The sequence below is a fragment of the Pseudomonas sp. 382 genome (assembly GCF_002759075.1).
Lineage (GTDB): Bacteria > Pseudomonadota > Gammaproteobacteria > Pseudomonadales > Pseudomonadaceae > Aquipseudomonas > Aquipseudomonas vlassakiae.
This window is the reverse complement of sequence record NZ_PEMX01000006.1, coordinates 214,692-240,717: the sequence shown is the minus strand read 5'-3', so window position 1 is coordinate 240,717 and position 26,026 is coordinate 214,692. Positions and strand designations below refer to the sequence as shown.

26 protein-coding genes and 1 pseudogene are annotated in these 26,026 nt (G+C 63.4%); 19 read left to right on the top strand and 8 right to left on the bottom strand.

Annotated elements, in window-relative coordinates; translation table 11 throughout:
• Window positions 1–178 precede the first annotated feature (178 nt).
• Both CQW31_RS10175 and CQW31_RS10170 read right to left on the bottom strand, forming a co-directional pair.
• Window positions 179–1,672 carry a CoA-acylating methylmalonate-semialdehyde dehydrogenase gene (locus tag CQW31_RS10175; RefSeq protein WP_099814404.1) on the bottom strand — a complete coding sequence of 498 codons (1,494 nt, stop codon included), beginning with the start codon at window positions 1,670–1,672 and terminating at the stop codon, window positions 179–181.
• Window positions 1,673–1,744: 72 nt separating this feature from the next.
• Window positions 1,745–3,091 (bottom strand): aspartate aminotransferase family protein, encoded by a 1,347-nt coding sequence (locus tag CQW31_RS10170; protein ID WP_054886801.1) that lies wholly within the window; start codon window positions 3,089–3,091, stop codon window positions 1,745–1,747.
• A gap of 118 nt (window positions 3,092–3,209) precedes the next feature.
• Here CQW31_RS10170 and CQW31_RS10165 point away from each other — a divergent pair, with 118 nt between their 5' ends.
• The 5 genes from CQW31_RS10165 (at window position 3,210) to CQW31_RS10145 (ending at window position 7,563) form a co-directional block, all read left to right on the top strand.
• The gene (locus CQW31_RS10165) at window positions 3,210–4,127 is read left to right on the top strand and encodes a LysR family transcriptional regulator (protein WP_054886800.1); all 918 of its coding nucleotides are present in this window, start codon (window positions 3,210–3,212) and stop codon (window positions 4,125–4,127) included.
• Between the two features lie 90 nt (window positions 4,128–4,217).
• Window positions 4,218–4,880: a TetR/AcrR family transcriptional regulator gene (locus tag CQW31_RS10160; protein WP_054886799.1), complete on the top strand. Its 663-nt coding sequence runs from the start codon at window positions 4,218–4,220 to the stop codon at window positions 4,878–4,880.
• A 9-nt stretch (window positions 4,881–4,889) separates the two neighbouring features.
• Window positions 4,890–5,474, top strand: coding sequence for a YigZ family protein (locus CQW31_RS10155; protein ID WP_054886798.1), 585 nt, complete (start codon window positions 4,890–4,892; stop codon window positions 5,472–5,474).
• Window positions 5,475–5,844: 370 nt separating this feature from the next.
• Window positions 5,845–6,531 (top strand): SDR family oxidoreductase, encoded by a 687-nt coding sequence (locus CQW31_RS10150; RefSeq protein ID WP_099814403.1) that lies wholly within the window; start codon window positions 5,845–5,847, stop codon window positions 6,529–6,531.
• Between the two features lie 84 nt (window positions 6,532–6,615).
• The gene (locus tag CQW31_RS10145) at window positions 6,616–7,563 is read left to right on the top strand and encodes an adenosine deaminase (RefSeq protein WP_054886796.1); all 948 of its coding nucleotides are present in this window, start codon (window positions 6,616–6,618) and stop codon (window positions 7,561–7,563) included.
• A gap of 5 nt (window positions 7,564–7,568) precedes the next feature.
• On the opposite strand, the gene CQW31_RS10140 is transcribed toward CQW31_RS10145, so the two are convergent.
• Window positions 7,569–8,270 carry a helix-turn-helix transcriptional regulator gene (locus tag CQW31_RS10140; RefSeq protein WP_054886795.1) on the bottom strand — a complete coding sequence of 234 codons (702 nt, stop codon included), beginning with the start codon at window positions 8,268–8,270 and terminating at the stop codon, window positions 7,569–7,571.
• Between the two features lie 451 nt (window positions 8,271–8,721).
• On the opposite strand from CQW31_RS10140, the gene CQW31_RS31605 reads away from it, so the two are divergent.
• On the top strand, window positions 8,722–8,919 hold the full coding sequence (locus tag CQW31_RS31605; protein ID WP_082433666.1) for a hypothetical protein: 198 nt from the start codon (window positions 8,722–8,724) through the stop codon (window positions 8,917–8,919).
• On the opposite strand, the gene CQW31_RS10130 is transcribed toward CQW31_RS31605, so the two are convergent.
• Both CQW31_RS10130 and CQW31_RS10125 read right to left on the bottom strand, forming a co-directional pair.
• Window positions 8,870–10,051 carry a multidrug effflux MFS transporter gene (locus CQW31_RS10130; protein ID WP_054886794.1) on the bottom strand — a complete coding sequence of 394 codons (1,182 nt, stop codon included), beginning with the start codon at window positions 10,049–10,051 and terminating at the stop codon, window positions 8,870–8,872. The two genes, CQW31_RS31605 and CQW31_RS10130, sit on opposite strands and share 50 nt — an antisense overlap.
• Before the next feature lie 105 nt (window positions 10,052–10,156).
• Window positions 10,157–10,354, bottom strand: a complete 198-nt coding sequence (locus CQW31_RS10125) for a heavy-metal-associated domain-containing protein (protein WP_054886793.1) — start codon at window positions 10,352–10,354, stop codon at window positions 10,157–10,159.
• A gap of 145 nt (window positions 10,355–10,499) precedes the next feature.
• Between CQW31_RS10125 and CQW31_RS10120 the strand changes: the two genes are divergently transcribed.
• From CQW31_RS10120 to CQW31_RS32115, 5 genes and pseudogenes are all read left to right on the top strand, one after another.
• Entirely contained in the window at window positions 10,500–10,886 is a 387-nt protein-coding gene (locus CQW31_RS10120; protein WP_054886792.1) for a hypothetical protein, read from the top strand.
• Between the two features lie 57 nt (window positions 10,887–10,943).
• Window positions 10,944–13,343: a heavy metal translocating P-type ATPase gene (locus tag CQW31_RS10115; RefSeq protein ID WP_099814402.1), complete on the top strand. Its 2,400-nt coding sequence runs from the start codon at window positions 10,944–10,946 to the stop codon at window positions 13,341–13,343.
• Window positions 13,340–13,744 (top strand): Cu(I)-responsive transcriptional regulator, encoded by a 405-nt coding sequence (gene cueR, locus CQW31_RS10110; RefSeq protein ID WP_054886790.1) that lies wholly within the window; start codon window positions 13,340–13,342, stop codon window positions 13,742–13,744. The genes CQW31_RS10115 and cueR overlap by 4 nt, the downstream gene beginning before the upstream one ends.
• Before the next feature lie 191 nt (window positions 13,745–13,935).
• Window positions 13,936–15,021, top strand: a pseudogene (locus CQW31_RS32120) (sensor histidine kinase); the annotation flags it as partial.
• Between the two features lie 90 nt (window positions 15,022–15,111).
• Window positions 15,112–15,879, top strand: a complete 768-nt coding sequence (locus tag CQW31_RS32115) for a methyl-accepting chemotaxis protein (RefSeq protein WP_371263267.1) — start codon at window positions 15,112–15,114, stop codon at window positions 15,877–15,879.
• 58 nt (window positions 15,880–15,937) lie between these two features.
• Here CQW31_RS32115 and CQW31_RS10100 read toward each other — a convergent pair whose 3' ends face one another.
• The gene (locus tag CQW31_RS10100; protein ID WP_099814400.1) at window positions 15,938–16,717 is read right to left on the bottom strand and encodes a helix-turn-helix transcriptional regulator; all 780 of its coding nucleotides are present in this window, start codon (window positions 16,715–16,717) and stop codon (window positions 15,938–15,940) included.
• Between the two features lie 58 nt (window positions 16,718–16,775).
• Window positions 16,776–18,053, bottom strand: a complete 1,278-nt coding sequence (locus CQW31_RS10095; protein WP_054886787.1) for an acetyl-CoA C-acetyltransferase — start codon at window positions 18,051–18,053, stop codon at window positions 16,776–16,778.
• A 117-nt stretch (window positions 18,054–18,170) separates the two neighbouring features.
• Here CQW31_RS10095 and CQW31_RS10090 point away from each other — a divergent pair, with 117 nt between their 5' ends.
• The 8 genes from CQW31_RS10090 to CQW31_RS10055 all read left to right on the top strand — a co-directional run bounded on the left by CQW31_RS10090 (window position 18,171) and on the right by CQW31_RS10055 (window position 24,279).
• A complete protein-coding gene (locus CQW31_RS10090; RefSeq protein WP_099814399.1) occupies window positions 18,171–19,523 on the top strand; it encodes a 3-oxoacyl-ACP reductase in 1,353 nt (450 codons plus the stop codon).
• Between the two features lie 2 nt (window positions 19,524–19,525).
• Window positions 19,526–20,377, top strand: coding sequence for a MaoC/PaaZ C-terminal domain-containing protein (locus CQW31_RS10085; protein ID WP_099814398.1), 852 nt, complete (start codon window positions 19,526–19,528; stop codon window positions 20,375–20,377).
• 64 nt (window positions 20,378–20,441) lie between these two features.
• Window positions 20,442–20,747, top strand: coding sequence for a MazG-like family protein (locus CQW31_RS10080; RefSeq protein ID WP_054886784.1), 306 nt, complete (start codon window positions 20,442–20,444; stop codon window positions 20,745–20,747).
• Complete coding sequence (locus CQW31_RS10075; RefSeq protein ID WP_054886783.1) at window positions 20,744–21,493, top strand: methyltransferase domain-containing protein; 750 nt, start codon at window positions 20,744–20,746, stop codon at window positions 21,491–21,493. The genes CQW31_RS10080 and CQW31_RS10075 overlap by 4 nt, the downstream gene beginning before the upstream one ends.
• A 22-nt stretch (window positions 21,494–21,515) precedes the next feature.
• Window positions 21,516–22,151, top strand: coding sequence for a DUF4136 domain-containing protein (locus CQW31_RS10070; RefSeq protein WP_054886782.1), 636 nt, complete (start codon window positions 21,516–21,518; stop codon window positions 22,149–22,151).
• 19 nt (window positions 22,152–22,170) lie between these two features.
• Complete coding sequence (locus tag CQW31_RS10065; protein ID WP_099814397.1) at window positions 22,171–22,740, top strand: DUF4136 domain-containing protein; 570 nt, start codon at window positions 22,171–22,173, stop codon at window positions 22,738–22,740.
• 167 nt (window positions 22,741–22,907) lie between these two features.
• Entirely contained in the window at window positions 22,908–23,378 is a 471-nt protein-coding gene (locus CQW31_RS10060) for an A24 family peptidase (protein WP_054886780.1), read from the top strand.
• A gap of 115 nt (window positions 23,379–23,493) precedes the next feature.
• Window positions 23,494–24,279, top strand: a complete 786-nt coding sequence (locus CQW31_RS10055; RefSeq protein ID WP_371858373.1) for a response regulator transcription factor — start codon at window positions 23,494–23,496, stop codon at window positions 24,277–24,279.
• Between the two features lie 40 nt (window positions 24,280–24,319).
• On the opposite strand, the gene CQW31_RS10050 is transcribed toward CQW31_RS10055, so the two are convergent.
• Window positions 24,320–25,981 carry a ShlB/FhaC/HecB family hemolysin secretion/activation protein gene (locus CQW31_RS10050; RefSeq protein WP_099814395.1) on the bottom strand — a complete coding sequence of 554 codons (1,662 nt, stop codon included), beginning with the start codon at window positions 25,979–25,981 and terminating at the stop codon, window positions 24,320–24,322.
• Between the last annotated feature and the right edge of the window lie 45 nt (window positions 25,982–26,026).

Sequence of the window (26,026 nt, the reverse complement as noted above, 5' to 3'; positions counted from 1 at the left end):
CGCCATCGATCATTCGACCGAAGCGCCTCCAACCTCACCTTAACTACCTAACTCGTTGAATTTCAAGGAGTTTGTCGTTCCGATGTCGCTGGAAGTGGGGCGCATTATAAGGGGATTCGAAACCCCGCTGAAAAGAAAAGCGGGAAGGCCTGATGGCCTCCCCGCTTAACATCATCCCTTACAAGCTAGGGAAGGCAAACTGCGACGCCTCATGGCTGGCGCGCTGCGGCCAACGCTGGGTGATCGCCTTGCGACGGGTATAGAAGCGCACACCGTCCGGGCCATAGGCGTGCAGGTCACCAAACAGCGAGCGCTTCCAGCCACCGAAGCTGTGATAGGCAACCGGCACCGGCAGCGGTACGTTGACCCCGACCATGCCCACTTCGATTTCGTCGCAGAACAGGCGCGCCGCTTCACCGTCACGGGTGAAGATGCAGGTACCGTTGCCGTATTCGTGATCGTTGATCAGCTGCATGGCCTGCTCGAGGCTGTTCACGCGCACCACGCACAGCACCGGGCCGAAGATCTCTTCCTTATAGATGCGCATCTGCGGTGTCACGTTGTCGAACAGCGTGCCGCCAACGAAATAGCCATCTTCATTACCTGCCACGCGCAAGCCTCGGCCATCCACCACCAACCTGGCGCCAGCGGCAACGCCATCGTCGATATAACCGACAACCTTGTCACGGGCTGCAGCGGTCACCAGCGGGCCCATGTCCAGGCCACAGGAAGTGCCAGCACCAATCTTCAGCGCCTTGATCTGCGGCTCCAGCTTGGCGATCAGTGCATCGGCAACCTGATCACCCACGCACACTGCCACCGAAATAGCCATGCAGCGCTCGCCGCACGAACCGTAGGCAGCGCCCATCAGCGCGCTGACTGCGTTGTCCAGGTCGGCATCGGGCATCAACACCGCGTGGTTCTTCGCACCGCCCAGGGCCTGTACGCGCTTGCCACGCTTGGTGCCTTCGGCATAGATGTATTCGGCGATCGGAGTCGAACCGACGAAGCTCAGCGCTTTCACTTCCGGCGCTTCGATCAGTGCATCGACCGCTTCCTTGTCACCATGCACCACATTGAGAATGCCCTTGGGCAGGCCAGCCTCCAGCAGCAACTGAGCGATGAACAGGGTCGAGCTCGGGTCACGCTCGGATGGTTTGAGAATGAAGGCGTTACCGCAGGCAATGGCCAGTGGGTACATCCACAGCGGCACCATGGCCGGGAAGTTGAATGGCGTGATGCCAGCGACCACACCCAGTGGCTGGAAGTCGGACCAGGCATCGATGTTCGGGCCGACGTTGCGGCTGTACTCGCCTTTCAGCACTTCCGGCGCAGCACAGGCGAACTCGACGTTCTCGATGCCACGCTTCAGTTCGCCGGCCGCATCCTCCAGGGTCTTGCCGTGCTCTTCGCTGATCATCTGCGAGATGCGGGCTTCGTTTTGCTCCAGCAGTTGCTTGAAGCGGAACATCACCTGGGCGCGCTTGGCCGGTGGGGTGTTGCGCCAGGCAGGGAAGGCAGCCTTGGCCGACTCAATGGCTTCCTGCACGGTCGCGCGGCTAGCCAGTTCGACCTTGCGCACCGCCTGACCGGTAGACGGGTTGAAGACATCGGCGGTGCGCTCACCTTTGGTAACCAGCTCGCCGTGAATCAGGTGCTGAACAATGCTCATGCAAAACTCCAGGTAAAGAAGGTTGAGGCAGGCGCGTGATGGTTCACGCGCCCTACGTCAAAAGCGGAAAGATCAGTCGATCTGGTTCAGGGTTTCGCCGACCGCGTCGAACAGGCGGTCCAGTTCCTGCGGCTGGGTATTGAAGGTTGGGCCGAACTGCAGGGTGTCGCCACCGAAGCGCACATAGAAGCCGGCTTGCCACAGCTTCATGGCGGCTTCGTACGGACGCACGATGGCATCGCCATCGCGGGCGGCGATCTGGATCGCGCCGGCCAGGCCGTAGTTACGGATGTCGACGATGTTCTTGGTGCCCTTCACGCCATGCAGCAGCTTCTCGAAGTGCGGCGCCAGCTCGGCAGCCGACTGCACCAGGCTCTCCTTCTGCAGCAGATCGAGCGCGGCGAGACCGGCGGCGCAGGCTACCGGGTGCGCCGAGTAGGTGTAGCCGTGGGGGAATTCCACTGCATATTCCGGCGTCGGCTGGTTCATGAAGGTCTGGTAGATCTCACGCGTGGCGATGACCGCCCCCATGGGGATGGCACCGTTGGTGACCTGTTTGGCGATGCACATCAGGTCAGGGGTGACACCAAAGGCCTCGGAGCCGGTCATGGCGCCCATGCGGCCAAAGCCTGTGATCACTTCGTCGAAGATCAGCAGGATGTTGTGCTGGGAGCAGATTTCACGCAGGCGCTTCAGGTAACCCTTCGGCGGCGGCAGCACGCCAGCGGAACCTGCCAAAGGCTCGACGATCACCGCTGCGATGTTCGAGGCATCGTGCAGCTCGATCAGCTTGAGCATTTCATCAGCCAGGGCGATACCGCCCTCCTCCGGCAGGCCTTTGGAGAAGGCGTTGACTGGCAGCACGGTATGGGGCAGGTGGTCGACGTCCAGCAACTGGCCGAACATCTTGCGGTTACCGTTGACGCCACCCAGGCTGGTGCCGGCAATGTTCACCCCGTGATAACCACGGGCACGGCCGATGATCTTGGTCTTGGTGGCCTGGCCTTTCAGGCGCCAGTAGGCACGCACCATCTTCAGCGCAGTGTCGCAGCACTCGGAGCCGGAGTTGGTATAGAAGACGTGGTTCAAGTCGCCCGGGGTCAGCTCGGCGATCTTCTCGGCCAGCTGGAAGGATAGCGGGTGGCCGAACTGGAACGCCGGGGAATAATCGAGGGTACCGACCTGGCGTGCGACCGCTTCGGTGATTTCCTTGCGGGTATGCCCGGCGCCACAGGTCCACAGGCCAGACAGGGCGTCGAAGACCTTGCGCCCCTTGTCATCGACCAGGTAGTTGCCTTGGGCCGCCACGATCAGGCGCGGGTCGCGCTGGAAGTTACGGTTGGCGGTGTAGGGCATCCAGTGGGCATCCAGCTTCAGCTGGCTGGCGATCCCCGCGGTTGCGGTTTCAGGCATGTTCATCGGCGGTTCCTCGGAAGACGATTAGGCAACGATGGATGTTGTTGCAGCTAAATTCGCACGCGGATAAAGTCTGAAAAAGCCTACATTTCTAATCTTCAGGTAGCGCAAGACTAAACATATGAGCAGACGACCCGACCCTCTCGCACAAGTGAGCGATTTCGACATCCGCCTGCTGAAAATCTACCGAAGCGTGGTTGAATGTGGCGGTTTCTCGGCTGCGGAGAACGTGCTGGGGATTGGCCGTTCAGCCATCAGCCAGCAAATGAACGATCTCGAACAGCGCCTGGGTCTGCGCTTGTGCCAGCGTGGTCGTGCCGGTTTCTCGCTGACCGAGGAAGGCCGCGAGGTCTATCACTCGGCATTGCAGTTGCTCAGTGCACTGGAAACTTTCCGTACCGAGGTCAACGGCCTGCACCAGCACTTGCGCGGTGAGCTGAACATCGGCCTTACCGACAACCTGGTCACCCTGCCGCATATGCGCATCACCCATGCCTTGGCCGAACTGAAGGACCGCGGCCCGGATGTGCGCATCCAGATCCGCATGATCGCCCCCAGCCAGGTGGAGCAAGGGGTACTGGACGGCAGCCTGCACGTCGGTGTGGTCCCCCAGACCAGCCCTCTGTCCGGCCTGGAATACCAACCGCTGTACAGCGAACGGTCACAGCTGTACTGCGCAGTTGGCCACCCGTTGTTCTACGCCGACAACCAGCAGATCGACGATGACCGCCTCAACAGCCAGGAAGCGATCGCGCCAACCTTCCGCCTGCCTGCGGAAATCCAGGCGCACTACCAGGCGCTCAACTGCACTGCCAGTGCCTCGGACCGCGAAGGCATGGCGTTCCTGATCCTCACCGGCCGCTATATTGGCTACCTGCCCGACCACTACGCCACGTTCTGGGTCCAACAAGGCCGCCTGCGTGCACTGAAGCCTGCGCAACGCTTCTATGACCTGAGCCTGAGCTGGGTGACGCGCAAAGGGAGGCGACCGAACCTGGTACTGGAAAGCTTCCTGGAAAGCCTGGCTGCGACACGTTGATGCCAGCTTCTGACGCTAAGGCTTGTCACGCCAGCACAGGCAGGTAATCTTGTCCGACATTCGTTGCCACAGACCTGTCCGGAATCGTCCATGAGCCTAGAAGTCCCTGCGCATCGCCTCGCCGCCTCTGGCAAGCCCGCCGGCCGCATCCGCCAGAAGAACGAACAGGCCATCATCCAGGCCGCCGAAGACGAATTCGCCCGCCATGGGTTCAAAGGCACCAGCATGAACACCATCGCGCTGAAAGCCGGCTTGCCCAAGGCCAACCTGCATTACTACTTCACCAACAAGCTCGGCCTCTACATCGCCGTGCTGAGCAACATCATCGAGCTGTGGGACAGCACCTTCAATGCCCTGAGCGTCGATGACGACCCAGGCGAAGCGCTGAGCCAGTACATCCGCACCAAGATGGAGTTCTCCCGGCGCAACCCGCAGGCCTCGCGCATCTTCGCGATGGAGGTGATCAGCGGCGGCACCTGCCTGACCGAGTATTTCAGCGCCGACTACCGCGAATGGTTCCGCGGGCGGGCCGCCGTGTTCCAGGCCTGGATGGACGCCGGCAAGATGGACCCGGTCGACCCGGTGCATCTGATCTTCCTGCTCTGGGGCAGCACCCAGCACTATGCCGACTTCGCCACCCAGATCTGCCAGGTTACCGGCCGCAGCCGCCTGACCAAGCAAGACATGGAAGATGCCAGCAACAACCTTATCCACATCATTCTCAAGGGGTGCGGCATAAAGCCGAGTGCCTGACGTTCATCTATGCCTTCTACCCTGCTCGACCTCTGCGAATTTCGCGAGGAAATCCGCAAGAGCCGCTTCATCACCCTGGCCAGCCCGATCAACAGTGCCGCCGAGGCGATGAGCTTCATCGAGCGTCACAGTGACTTGGCCGCCACCCACAACTGCTGGGCATGGAAAATCGGCGGGCAATACCGCAGCAATGACGATGGCGAACCGGGCGGCACTGCCGGAAGGCCGATCCTGGCGGCCATCGAAGCACAGGACTGCGACCAGGTGGTGGTGCTGGTGATTCGCTGGTACGGCGGTATTCAGCTGGGCACCGGCGGGCTGGCGCGTGCCTACGGCGGTGGCGCCAACAAGTGCCTGCAGCAAGCCCCCAAGCGCCTGCTGGTCCAGCGCAGCGAGTACACCTGCAGTTGTACCTTCAGCGAACTGGCCCTGGTGAAACTGCGCCTGGCAGAAGTGGATGGCCTGGTGCTCGACGAGCAATTCACCGCCAATGGCGTCGACCTGCATATCGCTGTGGGCGAAGCGTACCTGGCCATATTGCAACAGCAACTGGCGGACCTGAGCCGGGGCCGGATTCTCCTCGAGACACACTGAGGTTTGCCCACATCTACTGTGGGCCGGCCTGTGGATAAGCTTGGGGCACTCCGCTACAGGCCAAGCGCTGCAAGGCCTAAAGGTCATTGATCATATTTTGATCACTGTTTGATGACAACAGTAAACTACTGAGTCTTCAGAAGTTATCCCCAATGCGTCTGGCAGATTGCACAACCCCGGTCGTGGCGCTTGCACACATTTACTGTGGACGAGCCTGTGGATAACCCGTTAGCCAACAAGCCAGGCACCCGCCCGCTCAAGGCCGGACAAACTTGTACATTTTTTAGCCAATCGTGAAGCAGGCGAGGCATACGTCCGAACTCTGAAGTATGCTCAATTCCTTTTCCTACACCGATAAAGGAATGTTCCTATGGCATCCTCCAGAACTGCCCTCATCATCGGCGCTTCCCGCGGTCTCGGCCTGGGCCTGGTACAACGCCTGCACGAAGACGGCTGGAACATTGTTGCAACCGTGCGTAACCCTCAACAGCCGGGCGCCCTGGCCGATGTTCCCGGCGTGCGCATCGAGCAACTGGAAATGAACGACACCACCCAGCTCGATGGCCTCCAGCAACGCCTGCAAGGCCAGATGTTCGACCTGGTCTTCGTCAACGCCGGGGTAATGGGCCCCCTGCCGCAAGACGTGGAGACCGTAAACGCTCAGGCCATTGGCGATCTGTTCATGACCAACGCCGTGGCCCCGATCCGCGTCGCCCGGCGCCTGGCAGGCCAGGTACGCGAAGGCAGCGGTGTGCTCGCGTTCATGAGCTCGATCCTCGGCAGCGTGAGCATCCCCGACGGTGGCGAGATCTGCCTGTACAAGGCCAGCAAGGCCGCGCTCAATTCGATGATCAACAGTTTCGTGGTCGATCTGCAGCGCCCCGACCTGTGCGTACTGGCCATGCATCCGGGCTGGGTGAAGACCGACATGGGCGGCGAAAACGCCGAGATCGACGTGCGCACCAGCACCCGTGGCATGCTCGAACAGATCAAGGCGCAAAGCGGACACGGTGGCCTGCGCTTCATCAACTACAAAGGCGAATCACTCACCTGGTGAGGTGAATACCGACCGGCCGGGCGCAATGCCCGGCCAGGCCCTGTAGAATGGCGGCAACCGTACCTGATTCGAGACTCCCTCCTTATGTATGACTGGCTGAATGCCCTGCCCAAGGCAGAACTGCACCTGCACCTTGAAGGCTCGCTGGAACCCGAGCTGTTGTTCGCCCTGGCCGAGCGCAACAAGATCGCCTTGCCCTGGAACGACGTGGAAACCCTTCGTGGCGCCTATGCGTTCAATAACCTCCAAGAGTTTCTCGACCTGTATTACCAAGGCGCAGACGTGCTGCGCACCGAACAGGACTTCTACGACCTGACCTGGGCTTACCTGCAACGCTGCAAGGCGCAGAATGTGGTCCATACCGAACCGTTCTTCGATCCGCAGACCCACACCGACCGTGGCATCCCGTTCGAGGTCGTGCTCAATGGCATCAACCAGGCGTTGAAAGACGGTCGCGAACAACTGGGTATCAGCAGCGGCCTGATCCTGAGCTTCCTGCGCCACCTGAGCGAAGACGAAGCGCAAAAAACCCTCGACCAGGCGCTGCCCTTCCGCGACGCGTTCATCGCCGTCGGCCTGGACAGTTCGGAAATGGGCCACCCACCCAGCAAGTTCCAGCGGGTGTTCGACCGCGCCCGCAGCGAAGGCTTCGTGGCCGTGGCCCACGCCGGTGAGGAAGGCCCACCCGAGTACATCTGGGAAGCCCTCGACCTGCTGAAGATCAAGCGTATCGACCACGGTGTGCGCGCCATCGAAGACGAACGCCTGATGCAACGCATCATCGACGAGCAGATCCCGCTCACCGTCTGCCCGTTGTCGAACACCAAGCTCTGCGTGTTCGACCACATGAGCCAGCACAACATCCTCGACATGCTGGAACGAGGCGTGAAGGTGACAGTGAACTCGGACGACCCGGCCTACTTTGGCGGTTATGTCACCGAAAACTACCACGCCCTGCACACCCACCTGGGCATGACCGAAGACCAGGCCCGCCGACTGGCGCAAAACAGCCTGGATGCTCGCCTGGTCTGAAGCCGTCAACCGACCTGCAAGGTGGTCACGCGGGCTATACGGTTGATCTGCTGCACACCCTCGGCAGAAATCTGCAGTACCCGCGTGCCCTCAGGTTCGCGTATCCAGCCAGACTGCAGAAACAGTTTGAGCAACGCCTGACCAAGGCTACCGCCCAAGTGTGGCCCTTGGTCGGTCCATTCATTGCAGTGGCAGATCACACAGTGCCGCCGCGATGCCAGCGCATCGATGTAGACGCCCATGGCAGCCAGCTGCGTTCGCCCCTCCTCACTGACCATCAGTTCCCGCTCGCTGCCCTCCAGCCAGCCCGCCACCACCAGCCGGTGATACAACTCACCCGCCAGCTCGCCGCCCAGGTGTTCGCCACAGCGACGTGCCCTGCGCATCGACATCGGCAGTTGCAGCACCCCCGTGCGCGGCCCCTTTGTCGACGCCAGCTGGACGCTGGCCAGCGCTTCGACAGCAACGCCCACCTGAGGTGTGGCGAGCCTGAAGTAGCGCTTGCGCCCGCGCGCCTCAAGCCTTAGCAGGCCGGCCGAAGACAGCAACGAAAGGTGGGCACAGGCCGACGACGCGCTCAGGCCGGCCATCATCGCCAGTTCATCTGTCGGCCGCGGTGTGCCATCGATTAGCGCCCACAACATCGCGCTACGCTTGGGGTCGGCCATCAGGCCGGCAATCTGACTGATACTACTGACTGCATTCATGTCCCTGTATCTCCCCGCATGATCACGTCCGGTTTCAGAGGCCAGCATTGGTTACGCTGGTCGCCTCTCAAGCAAACTGCCAAGGGCCAGTATAAGCCGCGCCTGTGCCGCTCCCCGCAGCCCCGCGCATGCTCAAGCGGGCTCATTCAGCGTTGGGTGGGGCCACCCTTTCGCGCGCCAGAATCGGCACAACCTGGAAGAGAAAGGAAAATAAAGGGCATGAGGAAGGATGGCCCAGAGTGAGTAGCGACTCTGCTGACAGCGCACTTCCTCAAGTAGCGCAAATCAAATCGAAGCTTCCACATCAATCCAGGCATATCCGCTGGAAACGTCGCACAGGCCATAGCGAATGGCGCCCGGACCGCCAGTCAGGACACTCACCCTAGCCATGGCGCCAGCAGACTGCGGCGCTACACTTGATCCGCTCTCCCCCAATCGGAGGTATGCCACGATGAAGATTGTCGTCAGTGCGTCGAATCGCAACCCCAACTGCCCCTGGCAGGTAAGGCTCGACCAGCATGTGGTGAGTTTTCGCAGCGAGGCAGAAGCACGTGCCTTCGTCGCCACCCTGCAAACCCGCCTGCAGGCACCTCACCCGCTCATGCTGGACGCGTGGCCTGCAAACGCCGGGTCAACAGCGCGACACTGACCACGAGTGCCCCGCACAGGCTGATCACCAACGTCATGGGCACGGCACTGCCATCATGCAGCACGCCGACCAGCGAGGCCGCACCGGCCGCGACGCTGAATTGCAGGCAGCCCATCAGTGCCGAAGCACTGCCTGCCCGTGCGCCCTGGCCACTCATGGCGCAGGCCGACGCATTGGGGATGATGCACCCCAGGCTGGCAATGCAGACGAACAGCGGTACCAGCAATGGCCACAACTGCGCCGGGCGCAAGGCTGCCACGCCAAGCAATACCAGGCCTGCTGCCAAGTACAGCCAGACCGCCCGCACCAACAGGAATGCCGGGCCTCGCTTGGCCAGCAGGCGCGCGTTGACCTGGGCGACCAGAATGAAGCCGGCCGCGTTGGTACCGAACAGCCAGCCATAATGCTCTGCGGGTACGCCATAGAGCTTGATGAATACGAACGGTGAACCGGCGATGTAGGCAAACATCCCGGCAATGGCGATACCGCCGGTCAAGGCATGGCCGATGAACACCCGGTCAGTCAATAACCGCAGGTACTGACGCAATGCTCCCGATAGCGGCTGGCGCGGCATGCTGGCCGGCAGGCTTTCCGGCAGGCCCAGGCTTACCGCCAGCAGGCTGGCCGCGCTGAACAGGCTCAGCGCCAGGAATATCGACTGCCAACCGGCCAGGTTCACCAGGACCCCGCCCAGCATCGGCGCAAGGATGGGGGCCAGGCCCATCACCAGCATCAACTGCGAGAACACCTTGGCCGACGCCACCGGGTCGCACTTGTCGCTGACGATGGCCCGCGACAGGACCATGCCAGCGCAGCCGCCCAGCGCCTGGACAAAGCGTGCAACGATCAAGGTGTCGAGGTTGGGGGCGTAAGCACAGGCCAGTGAGGCCAGGGTGAACAGCGCCACCCCGAACAACAGCGGCTTGCGCCGGCCGAAGCGGTCCGCCACCGGCCCGTAGGCGAGCTGGCCGATCGACAGGCCGAGGAAATAGGCCGCCAGGGTGGCCTGTACATGTTTTTCGTCGGTGGCGAACGCCTGCGCCATGGCCGGGAAGGCGGGCAGGTAGAAGTCGATCGCCAAGGGCCCGAACGCACTCAGTGCGCCCAGGATCAGCACCATTCGCAGGTTCATCAGGAATCCATAGCAGGCTAAGCAAGCTGCCAAGTCTACCTGCAGTGGCCACCCTCAGCATGAAAACATTTGCAACAAAACAGGGCCGCAGTGCGGCACCTCGGTTCAGGCCACTTCAGCTTGGTAGCCTTCCTCTCGAATAGCCGCCAATACCTGCTCCGCGCCCAGCGAGCTTTGCACCCGCACTTGCTGGCCAGGCAGATCGACTTCCACGGTAGCCTGCGCATCCTTTTCCTGTACTGCACGAGTCACGGCTTTCACGCAATGGCCACAGGTCATGCCTTGAACATTGAACACTTGCATGGTGACTACCTCCTTCAGGGTTTTACCCAGTTTCAAGCTTGCCATCGGGGCAAGGTCAAGTTCTGCGTGAAACGGCCGGGCTGGAAATCCGCGCGGACCTCGGCCAAGCTGCGCCTTTGATGATTGTGCAAGCAGGAGATTCTTCATGTTCAGGACAGCAGTGGGCGTTGTCGGGCTGTTGGCCGCACTGATGGCGGTGCCGCCGGCCAGCGCCGAGGGCAACTCGGACTACAGCGTGCTGATCATTTCCCGGGAACGCCTGGAAGTGGCCACCAGCTGCGAAATCGGCGTGTATCTCAACGATCAGCTCTCCGGGCGGGTCTTCCAGGAGCAGTCAACGTCCTTCAACCTGCCGCCCGGCCCGATTGATGTTCGCCTGCGCCTGTTGCCCGGGCAGATGCCGGGGTGTGCCCCGGGTATCGAGGACCAACGCAGCACGCGGCTCAACCTGCAAGCAGGCCAGATCAGCAAGTACCGCATCGCCATGGGCCCACAGGGTCTTGAACTGAAGCGAGCCGGCCTGGGCTATTGACCTTCCCCGCGTGGCAAGGTTGATGCTGACGCTCTAGCCCTGCCAAGGAGGAGAGCCATGCCCGCATCCAACACTTTCAACCTGCCGATTTCCGGCATGACCTGCGCCAGCTGTGCGGGCCGTGTCGAGCGCGCCCTGCGAAAGGTCAGCGGCGCCGATCAGGTCAGCGTCAACCTCGCCACTGAACAGGCCAGGGTCCAGGCCCCGGCAGGTAGCCTGCCAGCCTTGGTTGAAGCCGTGCGCGGCGCCGGCTATGGCGTGCCGACCCGGACCGTGGAGCTGCAGATCGGCGGCATGACCTGTGCCAGCTGCGTCGGCCGCGTGGAGCGCGCCCTCGGCAAATTGCCGGAGGTTGAACAGGTCAGCGTCAACCTGGCCAGCGAGCGTGCCCACCTTGAAGTGCTGCAGGCGCTCGATGACGCGCTGCTGATTGCCGCTGTCGAAAAAGCCGGTTACAGCGCCAGCCTGCCGCAAGCGGCCAAGGATGATCAGCAGGATGCCCAACGACGCCTGCGCAATGAACGCCTGGCTGTCGCTGCCGCGCTGTTGCTGGCCCTGCCATTGGTGCTGCCGATGCTGGTGCAGCCCTTCGGCCTGCACTGGATGCTGCCCGCCTGGGCGCAGTTCGCGCTGGCCACCCCGGTGCAGTTCATTCTCGGTGCACGCTTCTACAAAGCCGCCTACAAAGCCGTGCGTGCTGGAGCAGGCAACATGGACCTGCTGGTCGCCCTGGGCACCAGCGCGGGTTATGGCCTGAGCCTGTACCAATGGGCCAAGGCCCCGGCCGGAATGGCCCCGCACCTTTACTTCGAAGCTTCGGCGGTAGTCATCGCCCTGGTGCTGCTGGGCAAGTACCTCGAAAGCCGGGCCAAGCGCCAGACGGCCAGTGCCATTCGCGCCCTCGAAGCCCTGCGCCCGGAGCGGGCCGTGCGCGTCATCGACGGCCGCGAAGAAGACGTGGCAATCGCCCAACTGCGCCTCGGCGACCTGGTTCTGGTTAAACCTGGCGAACGCTTCCCGGTCGACGGTGCGGTGGAGGAAGGCAGCAGCCACGCCGACGAAGCATTGATCAGCGGTGAGAGCCTGCCGGTCCCCAAGCAACCTGGCGACAGCGTCACCGGCGGTGCCATCAACGGCGAAGGCCGGTTGCTGGTGCGGACCCAGGCGCTGGGCACGGAAACCGTGCTGGCCCGGATCATCCGCCTGGTCGAAGACGCACAGGCCGCCAAGGCGCCGATCCAGAAGCTGGTCGACCGGGTCAGCCAAGTGTTCGTGCCTGCCGTGCTGGTGCTGGCACTGCTTACCTTGACTGGCTGGTGGCTGGCCGGTGCACCGCTGGAGACCGCGCTGATCAATGCGGTCGCCGTACTGGTGATCGCCTGCCCGTGCGCCCTGGGCCTGGCCACACCGGCAGCGATCATGGCCGGCACCGGTGTCGCCGCCCGCCATGGCATCCTGATCAAGGACGCCGAAGCCTTGGAGCGTGCCCATGCGGTCAATCGCGTGGTGTTCGACAAGACCGGCACCCTCACTTCCGGCAGCCCGCGCGTAGTCCACAGCCAGGCGCTGGTCGCTGACGGCGCCGACCTGCATCGCCTCGCCGGCGCCCTGCAGCGCGGTAGCGAGCACCCGCTGGCCAAGGCCGTGCTGGATGCCTGCGCCGAGCAAGGCCTGGAGGTCCCCGCCGTGACTGACAGCCAGTCACTCACCGGCCGCGGCATCGCTGGCCGCGTGGAAGGCCGCGAACTGGCGTTGGGCAACCGTCGCCTGCTTGACGAAAGCAACCTGCAACCCGGCGAGCTGGCCGCCAAGGCTCAAGCCTGGGAGGCCGAAGGCCGCACCCTGTCGTGGCTCATCGAGCGGGGTGCAGCACCTCGCGTGCTCGGCCTGTTCGCCTTTGGCGATAGCCTCAAACCGGGTGCCGAGCAGGCCATCGCTGCCCTGCACGCCCGCCACATCAGCAGCCACCTGCTGACCGGCGACAACCGCGGCAGCGCCAAGGTGGTGGCCGATGCCCTTGGCATCGACGACGTGCATGCCGAAGTGCTGCCGGCCGACAAGGCCGCCACCGTGGCCGCCCTGAAAAAAAACGGTGTGGTGGCGATGGTCGGCGACGGCATCAACGATGCCCCGGCCCTGGCCGCTGCCGATATCGGCATCGCCATGGGCGGTGGCACTGACGTGGCCATGCAGGCTGCCGGTATCACCCTGATGCGCGGTGACCCACGGCTGGTGCCCGCCGCGCTGGAGATCAGCCGCAAGACCTATGCAAAAATCCGTCAGAATCTGTTCTGGGCCTTCATCTACAACCTGATCGGCATTCCCCTGGCCGCGCTTGGCTATCTCAACCCGGTACTGGCCGGCGCCGCCATGGCGCTATCCAGCGTCAGCGTGGTCAGCAATGCCCTGTGGTTGAAGACCTGGAAACCCACCAGCACCTCGCAGGAGGCCCGATGAACATTGGCCAGGCAGCCCGCCGCAGCGGGCTCAGCACCAAGATGATCCGCTATTACGAATCCATCGGCCTGCTCAAGCCGGCCACCCGCAGCGACAGCGGCTACCGCTTGTACCAGGCCGAAGACTTGCACAGCCTGGCATTCATCAAGCGCTCCCGTGACCTCGGGTTTTCCCTGGAAGAAGTAGGCAAGCTGCTGACCTTGTGGCAGGACCGCGGCCGTGCCAGCGCCGACGTCAAGGCGCTGGCCATGCAGCACATCGATGAGCTGAACCGGCGCATCGAAGAGCTGGTGAGCCTGCGTGACACCTTGGGCGATCTGGTTGCCCACTGCCATGGGGATGACCGCCCGGACTGCCCGATTCTGAAGGACCTGGCCAATGGCGCAGGATGCTGCCAATGAAAGCATGCAGCGCGCTGAGATCGGCACGCCGCACACCTTTGGTATGCCATATTAGCCCAAAGCCGACCGAATAGTCGCCAAATGCGACTTCGCCCAATAAATACGGGCACTTTCACTAAAAATTCCCCGGACCCTGCCGATGCAGTGGCTACCTGCCTCGCGTGCAAAAAAAACAAACCCCGGGAGCGTCGATGAACATCAAACAGAAACTGACATGGGCCTTCGCGATCATCGCGGGCTTGCCCATCGTCCTCGTAGCCACCTTGGTGGTCATCAACCTGCGCGGCGAAGCGCGTGACGGTTTCCTCGACAGCAGCAGCCGGGAAATCCGCCAGGTCAGCAACGCGATGAACATCTTCTTCCAGGGCATCGACCAGAACGTCGACTACCTGGCCTCGCAACCGATGGTGGCGGCCACGGGCAACAACCTGAACAAGTTCATGAGCGCCAATCCGTCCTACGAATTGGGCGATCAGGACAAGCAGCTGCTGGAATTTTTCACCCGCCTGGCAGAGTCCCACCCAGGCTATGCCTACATTTCCTACGGCGTGAGTGATGGTGGCTACGTTGGCTGGCCCGCCGGGCAGAAGTTCGTCAACTATGACCCGCGCCCACGCCCGTGGTACCAGTTGGCCATGGCCAACCCCGGTAAGACCGTACGCACCGGCGCCTATTACTGGGCTGCCGACGATGCCGTGCTGATCAGCACCGTGCGCACCGTGGCCAACCAGCTCGGCAACGCCGGGGGCGTGGTCAACATCGATGTGTCGCTCAAAGGCCTGACCGAGATCGTCAAGCAGATCAAGCTGGGCGAAAGCGGCTACCTGATGCTGGTGGAAAACAACGGCAACGTGATGGTCGACCCACGCGATGCCAGCCACAACTTCAAGCAGCTGGCGAGCTTCGGTGATGGCTACGCCGAACTGGCCAAGGCCGACAAGGGCTTGGTCGAGGTCCAGATCAATGGCGAGCGCTACATGGCCAACGTCTACCCTGACGAGAAGCTGGGCTGGACCTTCATCGGCCTCATCCAGCAAAGCGAAGTGATGCAGACCACCACTCGCCTGACCTGGCTGATCGGCGTGATCGCACTGGTGTTGGCGGCCCTGTTCGCCGTGGTCGGCGCAGCCTTTGCCAAACTCATCGTGCGCCCGATCAACAGCGTCACCAGCGGCCTTGAAGACATTGCCCAGGGCGAAGGCGACCTGACCCGCAACCTCGACGTGCGCGGGCGCGACGAAACCGCGCAACTGGCCAACTGGTTCAACCAGTTCCTGGGCGCCATCCGCAGCCTCATCCAGCATATCGGCTCGGCCGCCAGCAAGATCCTCAGCACCTCCAGCAGCTCCACCCGGGTTTCCAGCGACATGGCCGAGGCTGCCGGGCGCCAGCGAGAAGCGGTGGACATGGTCTCCACCGCGTTCCACGAAATGGTCGCCACCGCCAATGAAGTCGCCCGCTCCTGCAGCCAGGCCGCGCAATCGGCCGACAGCGGCCAGCAGCAGGCCCGCGAAGGCCAGCAACAGATCGACGCGGCCGTCAGCAGCGTCGACCGCCTGAGCCAGGAGATCGAGCAGTCGGCCCAGTCGATCCAGCAACTGGAGCGCGACAGCAACGCCATCCAGTCGATCCTCGGCACCATTCGCTCGATTGCCGAGCAGACCAACCTGCTGGCGCTCAACGCAGCCATCGAAGCGGCCCGCGCCGGCGAGCAGGGCCGGGGCTTTGCCGTGGTGGCCGACGAGGTTCGGGCACTGGCCAAGCGCACGGCCGACTCCACGGCGGAAATCGATGGTTTGCTGGGTAACCTGGCCAGCCGCACTGCGGAAGTGGCCGAGCAGATGCATGCCAGCCTGGAAGTGTCGCAGCAGTCGGTCAGCCGCATTGGCCTGGCCCGTGACAGTTTCGGGCAGATCCGCGAGTCGGTGGACATCATTCGCGACATGAACACGCAGATCGCCACGGCGGCGGAAGAACAGCACCAGGTGGCCGAGGACATCAACCGCCATATCAGCCAGATTCATGGCGATGCGCAGCTGGTGGCGGAACTGGCCCAGGCGGCGCGTCAGGACTCCGAGAGCCTGGCCGGGCTGTCCAATGAACTGGACTCGCTGGTGCGTCGCTTCCGCACCTGATTTCTCGAGTACCGGCCCTTTCGCGGGTGAACCCGCGAAAGGGCCAGTGCAGGCAATATCAAAGCTTCAATTCCCCAGGTGTCGCCCCGAACAACTGCTTGAAGGCCGCAATGTACGCCGAGGTCGAATCATAGCCACAACCCAGCGCCGCCTCGGTCACACTCTCCCCTGCCTCCAGCAACGCCAGCGACGACAGTAGCCGCATCCGCTGGCGCCAGTTGCGAAAACTCAACCCGGTCTCGCGCTGGAACAGCCGCATCAAAGTCTTTTCCGAACATCCCAACTGCACCGCCCACTGCTGCAAGGTCTGCATCTGGTCCGGCGCGGCGATCAGCCCGTTGCACAGCGCCAGTAAGGCGGGGTGCCGCGGCAACGGCAGCGAGAACCCCACCTCGGGCAAGGTGCGCAACTGATCGAGCAACACGGCGACCAGGCGGCCTTCGGCACTGTCACCCTCGGCATATTCAGCCGGGAACAGGCAAAACTGCTTGATCAATTCCCGCGCCAGCGCTGTCACTTCCAGGACCCGGCAGTGCGCCGGCGCCCAGGGGCAGGCATCACGGCGGATGTAAAGGCTGCGCATTTCAGCCTGCCCGGAGGTCACCACTTCATGTTCGGCATCGGCCGGTATCCACACGCCCCACTGCGGTGGGGCGAAGTAGCTGCCATCGTCGGTATACACCCCCAATACGCCACTGATGGCGTAGGAGAACTGCACCCAGTCGTGGCTATGGCGAGTCGTCCAGGAGCCGGCGCCGAGACTTTCGGCGCGGGCATACAAGGGCCTGGGCAACTGGTCCAGGGCAGGAATGGCACGGGGATGTCCGATCGTCTGCATAGCGAATTCTTGTAGTTCTGAGCAGACAAGCCTAACAGAGATCAGCACCGCCCTTCGGTCAACGCTCGACGATCACCGTCACTCCTTGCCCGCCCGCAGCGCAGATGGATATCAAGCCACGTCCCTTCCCCGCCTTTGCCAGTAATTTCGCCAGGTTGGCCAAAATACGCCCACCGGTCGCCGCGAACGGGTGGCCTGCCGCCAACGAGCTGCCTTTGACGTTGAGCTTGCTGCGATCGATGGCGCCAAGCGCTGCCTCAAGCCCCAGCTGCTCCCGGCAGTACTCGGCATCCTCCCACGCCTTGAGGGTGCACAGCACCTGGGCCGCAAAGGCTTCGTGGATTTCGTAGTAGTCGAAGTCCTGCAAGGTCAGGCCATTGCGTGCCAGCAGGCGCGGCACTGCGTACACCGGCGCCATCAACAGCCCTTCGCGGCCAGTGACGAAGTCCACCGCAGCGGTTTCGCCATCGACCAGGTAGGCCAGAACTGGCAGGCCCTGTTGTTGAGCCCATTGCTCGCTGCCAAGCAGCACCACCGAGGCGCCATCGGTCAGCGGCGTGGAGTTGCCCGGCGTCAACGTGCCCAGCCCACTGCGGTCGAACGACGGCTTGAGCTTGGTCAGCTGCTCCAGGGTCAGGTCAGCGCGCAGGTTGTTGTCACGCGAGAGGCCCAGGAAGGGCGTCACCAGGTCATTCTGCCAGCCCTCACTGTACGAGGCCGCCAATCGCTGGTGGCTGTGCAGGGTCAGCGCGTCCTGGTCGGCGCGATCGATCCCCCAGGTTTGCGCCATGCGTTCGCAATGCTCGCCCATCGACAGCCCGGTACGCGGTTCGCCATTGCGCGGCAGTTCAGGTTTCAGGTGGCCCGGGCGCAATTGCAGGAACGGCTTGAGCCGCTCAGCCAAGGTCTTGCCGCGATTGGCTTGCAGGAGGATGCGCCGCAGCCCCTCATTGACGCCGATCGGGGCATCTGACGTGGTGTCCACGCCACCGGCGATACCGCTGTCGATCTGCCCGAGGGCAATCTTGTTGGCCACCAGCAGCGCCGCTTCCAGGCCGGTGCCACAGGCCTGCTGGATATCGTAGGCCGGCGTCTGCGGCGACAGGCGCGAACCGAGTACGCACTCCCGGGTCAGGCTCATGTCCCGCGAGTGCTTGAGTACCGCACCGGCCACCACTTCGCCCAGGCGCAGCCCGTGCAGGCGATAACGCTCGATCAGGCCCTCCAGGGCTGCGGTCAGCATCGCCTGGTTGCTGGCGGTGGCGTAGGCGCCGTTGGAGCGGGCGAAAGGGATACGGTTGCCGCCCAGGATCGCGACCCGGCGAGTTGAACGCATGCGTTTGCTCCTCCTGCAACAATTTGATCCGTACAGCCTAGGTGTTTTTGCCGCATTCGAACGACCTTGCCACAAACTTGGTCCACACTTGCAAGCTTGCCTTCTGGAGACCCGCACATGAGCGATCGCTATCTCGGCTTTGCCAACTCCCAGCTCGGGCGCCGCCTCGTCGATGCCCTTGGCCTGCCGCGCCCAGCGCCGCTGGAGCGCTGGCAGGCGGGCCGCCTGCGTCCGGTGGAGGGCGCGCTGGTGCTGGGTGGCGGGCCACTGGCGAATCAGGTCGAGGCCATTGCCCCGCGCCTGACCGAAACGCTGTTCAGCTTCAATGGCGACGGCTTGCAGGCCCCCGCTTGGGTCGCCGGCCTGGGGCCGAAGCTCAAGGCCGTGGTGTTCGACGCCAGCCATCTGTCCGACAGCGACCAGTTGAAACAATTGCGCGAATTCTTCCAGCCCCTGCTGCGCAGCCTCGCCCCGTGTGCCCACGTGGTAATCCTTGGACGTGCGCCTGAATCCCTTGACGACCCGATGGCCAGCGTCGCCCAGCGCGCCCTGGAAGGCTTCTGCCGTTCGCTGGCCAAAGAGCTGCGCAACGGCGCTACGGCGCAGTTGCTGTATGTGGCGACGGGCGCTGAAGCTCAGCTCGAGGGGGCCTTGCGCTTCTTCCTGTCACCCAAGAGCGCCTTTGTTTCCGGCCAGGTCCTGCGCCTGCAGGCCTGCGCAACCCAGGTCGAAGACTGGACCCGCCCGCTCGGTGGCCATCGCGCGCTGGTCACGGGCGCTGCACGCGGCATCGGCGCCGCCATCGCCGAAACCCTCGCGCGTGATGGCGCCGAGGTGATGCTGCTCGACGTGCCCCAGGCCCAGCAGGAGCTCGACGCCCTCGCCGCACGCCTGGGTGGCAAGGCCTTGGGCCTGGACATTTGCGCCAGCGATGCCGCCGCGAAACTGCTCGAAGCCCTGCCCGAGGGCATCGATATCGTCGTGCACAACGCCGGCATTACCCGCGACAAGACCCTGGCCAACATGACCCCGGAGTACTGGGACGCGGTACTGGCAGTCAACCTCAAGGCCCCGCAGGTACTGACCCAAGCCTTGTATGACGGGGGTGCGCTGGGCGACAACGCACGTATTACCCTGCTGGCGTCGGTCAGCGGTATCGCCGGCAACCGCGGCCAGGCCAACTATGCCGCGAGCAAGGCCGGCCTGATCGGCTTCGCCGAGGCCTGGGCAGCGAAGCTTGCCGAGCGCGGCGGCAGCATCAATGCGGTGGCGCCTGGGTTCATCGAAACCCACATGACCGCCGCCATGCCCATTGGCCTGCGCGAGGCCGGGCGGCGCCTGAGTTCACTGGGCCAGGGCGGGCGCCCGCAGGACGTCGCCGAAGCCATCGCCTGGCTTAGCCAGCCAGGCTCTGGCGCGGTCAACGGCCAAGTGCTGCGCGTCTGCGGCCAGGCCTTGATGGGGGCCTGAACATGAGCCGCCAATGGCAAGACCTGCACAGCCCGGACTCACGCGCCAGCCTCTACCTGCGCGCCGCCAGCAAACGCAAGATCAGCGGCGCTACCCTGCCCGCCGGCGGTCTGCGCAGCTTTATCCGAGTGCAGCCCGGCAACCTGGCGGCCTATCGTCGGCTCTGCCATTTCACCGACGATGGCCGCTTGCCTGGCACCTACCCACACATAATGGCGTTCACCCTTCAGCTGCAACTGCTGACCGCCCACGACTTCCCTTTTCCGTTGCTCGGGCTGGTGCACCTGCACAACCGCATCGACGTGCTCCGCCCGCTGGGTGGCATCGACGGGCTGCGCTTTGCGGTGTACGCCGACAATCTGCAAGCCCATGCCAAGGGCGGCACCTTTGACCTGGTCACCGAAGCCGAGGATGGCTTGGGCCTGCTGTGGCGCGAAACCAGCCGTATGCTGGTGCGTGGCCTGAAGATGGAGGGGCCGTTCGGCGAAAGCCAGGTAACCGAGCCCGCGGCGCTGCCGGAGGTCACCCGCTGGTATGCCGACAGTGATATCGGCCGGCGCTACGCCAAGGTCTGTGGTGACTACAACCCGATTCACCTGAGTGCCGTCAGCGCTCGCCTGTTCGGCTTCCCCAAGGCCATCGCCCATGGCATGTGGAGCAATGCCACGGCGTTGGCAGCCCTGCGCACGCATATGCCCAACAGTGGTTATCGCTTCGCGGTGGACTTCCGCAAACCGGTGCGCTTGCCATCGGAGGTTGTCCTGAGCGCCAGCGAAGCGGGGCCGGCGGGTGAATTGAGGCTGGACGGACAGGGTGGGGTGCTGCACATGGTCGGGCGCTGGGCCGTGCTCTAGCGCCCTGATTGCACTTGCTTTGCATCGGGCCTGGGCAGAAGCTATGCGGCATTAGGAGACCCAGATGAACCTGCAAGAACTCACCGAACGCCTGCATCGGATCCGCGACAACAATGACTGGCGCAGCTTCCACAGCCCGAAAAACCTTGCCATGGCGGCCAGCGTGGAAATGGCCGAGCTGGTGGAAATCTTCCAGTGGCTGAGCGAGGACCAATCGCGCCAGCTGCCCGCCGAGCAGCTGGCCCACGCCGGCCAGGAAGTCGGCGACGTGGTGCTCTACCTGTTGCTGCTGTGCAGCGAGCTGGGCCTGGACATGGAGCAGGTGGTGCGCGCCAAGCTGGCCGACAGCGAGAGGCGTTTCGCACGATGAATGACCGTCACTTCGACCAACTGGCCACACGCTTTGCCGAAAAGATCTATGGCGGTGCCAAAGGTGCCATTCGCCTAGCCGTGCTCCAGGCCGACCTGGCCGACGCGCTGCCCGACCGACCGTTGCGGGTGCTCGACATCGGCGCAGGCCTCGGTCACATGGCCTTGTGGCTGGCCCAGCGCGGGCACGATGTAACGCTGGCCGAACCCGCCGCGCCGATGTTGGAGGGCGCCCGGGCACGCTTCGCAGAAGCGGGCCAATCGGCAACCTTCATCCAGGCGCCCTGGCAAGAGCTGCTTGGCCAGCTCACCGAGCCTTATGACCTGGTGCTCTGCCACGCTGTGCTGGAATGGCTGGCCGAACCGCAGAGCATCCTGCCGGTGCTGCACCAGCTGACCAGCCCGGAGGGCTGGCTGTCGCTTGCGTTCTACAACCGCGATGCGCTGGTCTACCGCAACTTGCTCAAGGGCCATTTCCGCAAGTTGCGCAGCAACCGCCTGGAAGGTGAAAAGCAAAGCCTGACCCCGCAAAAACCGCTTGATCCACGGGAACTGAAGGCGCAACTTGAGGGGGTGTGGCACGTTGAAAGCGAGAGCGGCGTGCGCGTCTTCCATGACTACATGCCCAAGGAATTCCAGGACAAGGCCGAGTTGCTCGACCTGCTGGAAATGGAACTGGCCCACCGCCGTCACCCAAGTTTTGCCGGGCTTGGCCGCTACCTGCACTGGGTGTGCCGCCCCCGCTGATTGCGCCCTCCGGGAGGGATACATGCCGTACCGTCAGATGTGCCTGGCCCTGCTGCCGCTCGCCCTGGCCGCCTGTCAGGCCAGCAACCCCTACGTGGCCAGCAGCCGTCCGCTGCCGCCAGCCCCTGCGCAAGCGGCCAACTCCTTCGACGCCAGTGCCTACCCGGCGCCAACGCGTGACTATGGCCACTACCGCAGCTGGAGCTGGCGCGACGGCCAGCTGCCAAGCGGCAATGCCGACGCCGACCCGGCACAAATCGCCGACGCCGTCAGTGGTGCCCTCGACCAACATGGCCTGCGTCCTGCTCGCGGCGCCACCGGCGACCTGCTGGTGAGCGCCGACATGCGCCTGGAACGGCGCCTGCGCCAGGTGCGCGACTATGACTACTACGACCCGTATTACGGCCCGTACCCCTACGGCAGTGTCGGTTTCGGCGGCTACCGCAATGGTTACGGCGCCTACGGCAGCGTGCCGGTCGTACGCACCTACGAAGTGGAGGTGATGGTGGTGCGCATCGACCTGTTCGATGCCCGCAACGGCCAGCCGGTGTGGAGCGCCAGCGCTGAAAGCGGCAGCGACAAAGGCTCGCCGCGCGATCGCGAGACCGCCCTGCGCGAATCGGTTCACAAGGCGCTCAGCGGCTATCCTCCCAGTTAATGCCTAACGGAGAACCACCATGTTGCGCCGCCTCGTTCTACTGTCATTCGCGCTGCTGCTGGCCGCCTGCTCCAGCAACAACGTTCAGCAGGATTTCGATGCCAGCCGCGATTTCGCTGCCTACCGCAGCTGGGCATGGCAGGAACCGGGCCTGCAGTATCGCCCGGATGATCCACGCATCAAGAGCGACCTGACCGAACAACGCATCCGTGCCGCGGTCACCGACCAGCTTGACCAGCGTGGTCTGCGCCCAGCCCAGGGTAATGCCCGGCCTGACGTCACCGTCCGTGCCTACCTGATCGTCGAACAACGCCAGCAGCAGATCACCACCAACTATGGCGGGGCTTGGGGCGGCTACTGGAACGGCTATTGGGGCGGGCCGATGTACAACGAAACCCGCAGTGTCGATTACAAGGTGGCTACCATCCAGATCGACATGTTCGATGGCCGTGACGGCAAGCTGGTCTGGCGCGGCAGTGCCGAACAGATCATGAACAACTATCCGCCTAGCCCCGACGAGCGTAACAGCGCCATTCAGAAGACCGTTGCCCAGGTGCTCGGCAACTACCCTCCGGGCCGGGTCAAGTAAGCCAATCGCAGGGGGCCGCTTCGCGGCCCTTTTCGCGACACCGGACCGCACCTGCAACGACCTTTTTGCCGGTCGACCATGCCCGTTCGTCAGATCGCGTCTACCCTGATTAGGAAACCTGACTGATCGGGTAGCAGTGTTCAACGAATGGGAAAGGCGGCCTGCCGATGCAAAGCATTGTTCTTTTGATGTGGCTTGCCTTGTGCACCGAACAAGATATCCGCGAACGCCAGATCGCCAATATGCTGACCCTGGGTTTCGCCGCTGGCGCACTGGTCTGGCTGTTTGCCACGGGCCACTCATGGATCGGCGCCGATGCCAGCGACGCCGGCTGGGCCCTGGCCATTGTCATGCTGCTGACGCTGCCAGGCTACATGCTGGGCCGCTTCGGCGCCGACGACGTCAAGCTGATGGGGGCGCTGGCGCTTGCTACCAGCCCGCAATACGTGCTCGGCACCTTCATCGGAGCCGGGGTCAGCGTGGTGCTCTGGTTGCTGACCCGCAGGCGCCTTTGGACGCTGCTCAACCCCAAGGTGAAGAAGCGCCTGGCCACACTCACTGAACAAATGGGCGACAAACAAGCATTCGTGCCCTACGTGCTGGCAGGCTTTTTATTGACTGCCGTATGGATCCAATGAGCATTCAAACGGTCCGATCACTTGTACAAGACTTGTACAGAATCGCAGGGAGCGTCTATTTTTTAAGCTGCCAGTGCGTCTGGCTCGGGAGCCAGGGTCATTTACGAACAGGGAGTTGATCGTGACCAAGTCATTGAGTGATGTGAAAGTTCTGGTAGGGGATGACCAGCCGCTGATCGTCGAACAATTGTGTGAATTCCTTCTGTCCGAGGGCCACCCTTGCGTTGCGGCCCACTCCACCGACGAAGCCATCGAACGGTTCATCGCCGACGACACGATTGGCCTGGTGTTGTGCGACCTGCACATGCCCAAACGCGATGGCATCGAGCTCATGCAGGCACTGAAGGACATTGCCGGGCGCCAGCGCATGTTCGAAGCCATCATGCTTACCGGGCGCGCCGACAAGCAGGACGTGATCCGCGCCCTGCGTGAAGGTTTCGCCGATTACTACCAGAAGCCCATGAACTTCGACGAACTGCTCGAGGGCGTGCGCCGCCAGGAACAAGTGCTACTGGAGCGCAGATCCAATCTCCAGGACCTGGGCAACCTCAACCAGCGCCTGCAGGACCTGGCCGGTTCCATAGACGAGCTGTATCAGGACCTGGAAAAAGCCCGAGGCCAGGGCGTTCACCGTCGCGCCACCGATGTCGTGGAAGAGTCCGAAGGCGATCTGCCGGCAGCGTTCGAGAAGCTGTCTCCGCGGCAACTGGAGGTCGCCCGGCTGGTAAGCAAGGGCAAGACCAACTACCAGATTGCCTGCGAACTGGGGATCACCGAGAACACTGTGAAGCTGTATGTGTCGCAAGTGTTGCGTTTGACCCACATGCACAACCGCACCCAACTGGCGTTGGCGTTAACGCCAAGTTCGTCTCCTGTGCACCAGCGGTTTACCACGCACTGAGAGCCTCCCAGGCGTTCCATGAGGCCGGTATCGCCTGGATTCACTCCAACCGGTAGTTGAAGCTCACCGTCCAGCGTGGGCTTCTGCTCATGCTGTCCAAGGCCACATCGGCCAGTGGCTTGGCCACCTCCAGCGCCACATTGCCGTACCGCCCCTCCCCCAGCCGCACACCCAACGCCACGGAACGCATCCTGGCATCTTCGAGTGGTCCGCCGTTGTACCAGGCCTGCGCAGCATCCAGCAGCACATACGGCTGCATCAGCCGCACCCAGCCAGCGCCACGCTTAATGCTGTAGTTCAGCTCGTAGGCGACACCCCAGCCCTTGTCACCCGCCGCCTGATCCTGCGGATAGCCATGACCGAAATGCTGCCCGCCGAAGACCGCATGCTCGCTGTCGGGCAGCCGGTCATCGGTCCAGTACAAGGCGCCTGACAGCACGCCCTGCCAGCGTTGCGACAGCGGGTCGCTCTGCAACCCGGCCACGCGAAAGCGCAGGAAGTCCAGGTCGTAATCCGCATCGGTGCGAGCGCCCAGGTAATCCAGCCCCTGATACACCCCGGCGCTGACCCAGCGAAACCGCCCGGCCTCGACCTTGCGCCAGTCGCCTTCGAACGACAGCGCACGTACAGAGGTGTCGATGCGTGCCCGGCCACCGTTGAGCGCTTCGTCATGCTCACTGACCGCATACACATGCCCTGTCATCGCCAGCCATTCATCGGCCGTGACGATCACCGGTTGGCCAAGCCCGATTGCATAACGCTCGCTTTCTATCCGCCGGAAGAATTGCGAACCATGCACCGCACGCACAGGTGTGCCCGGCTCGCTGCGGTAGCGAGCGGCTGAAAGCAGCAGCTGGCTGCCTTGTGCATCCAGGTGCTGGCTGTAATCCAGGCGCTGGTAATGGCTGTGGTCATCACCCGGTGGCAGCAACACGCTGGCCGTCAACTGCTCGGCAAAACGCGTCTGGGCATTGCTGGACACCTTGAACAACCCCTGCGGGCCATCGCGGCTGCCATCGCTGAACGCCACTGCCATATCGAAGGTCTTGCGCCAGGCCCGCACGGTAAGCTGCGCGGCCCCATCACTGTGCTCCGCCCGACCCAGGTCAGCCTGCAAGGTCACACCGGGTATGCGCTGGGCCAGGCCGATGAAGCGGTCGAGCGTCGCCCGGGTCAGAGGGCGTTCCGCCCGCAAGTGCTCCAGCAGCGCCTCGAGGTAGGCGCCAGCGGGCCCGACATCGCCTTGCCGTCGAACGTCGTGGACATACCCCTCGACCAGCACGACCTGCACGCGACCATCGGCAAAATCCTGATCCGGCAGGTAGGCCTGCGATAGCAGGTAGCCGTCGCGCTGGTAGCGCTGGGTCAGGCGCTCGGTGAACTGCTGCAGCTCGCCAACACTCACTTCACGGCCAATCAAGGGTTGGTAATGCTCGCGCAATTCGCTCAACGGGTAGACTGTCCCGCCCTCGAAGCGCATCTTGTGCAGCACGAAACGCGTCGCCCGTGGCGGCGTCCCGGTGGCGATCATGGGCGGCGCCAGGTGCAGGTCCGCAGCACGGGGGCGGTAGGCATCGATCGGCAGGTTCGCGCTGGGCAGGCGGCGCTCGTATTCATGGCCGTCGAGAAACACCGGCAATGGCTCGGCAAGCAGCAGACTGGCCCAGGGCGACAGCAGCAGGGGCATCAGCAGAAGACGCATAGGTCGCTCCACAATCCCTTGGGTACCGGGGCGTCGCCGGCCTCA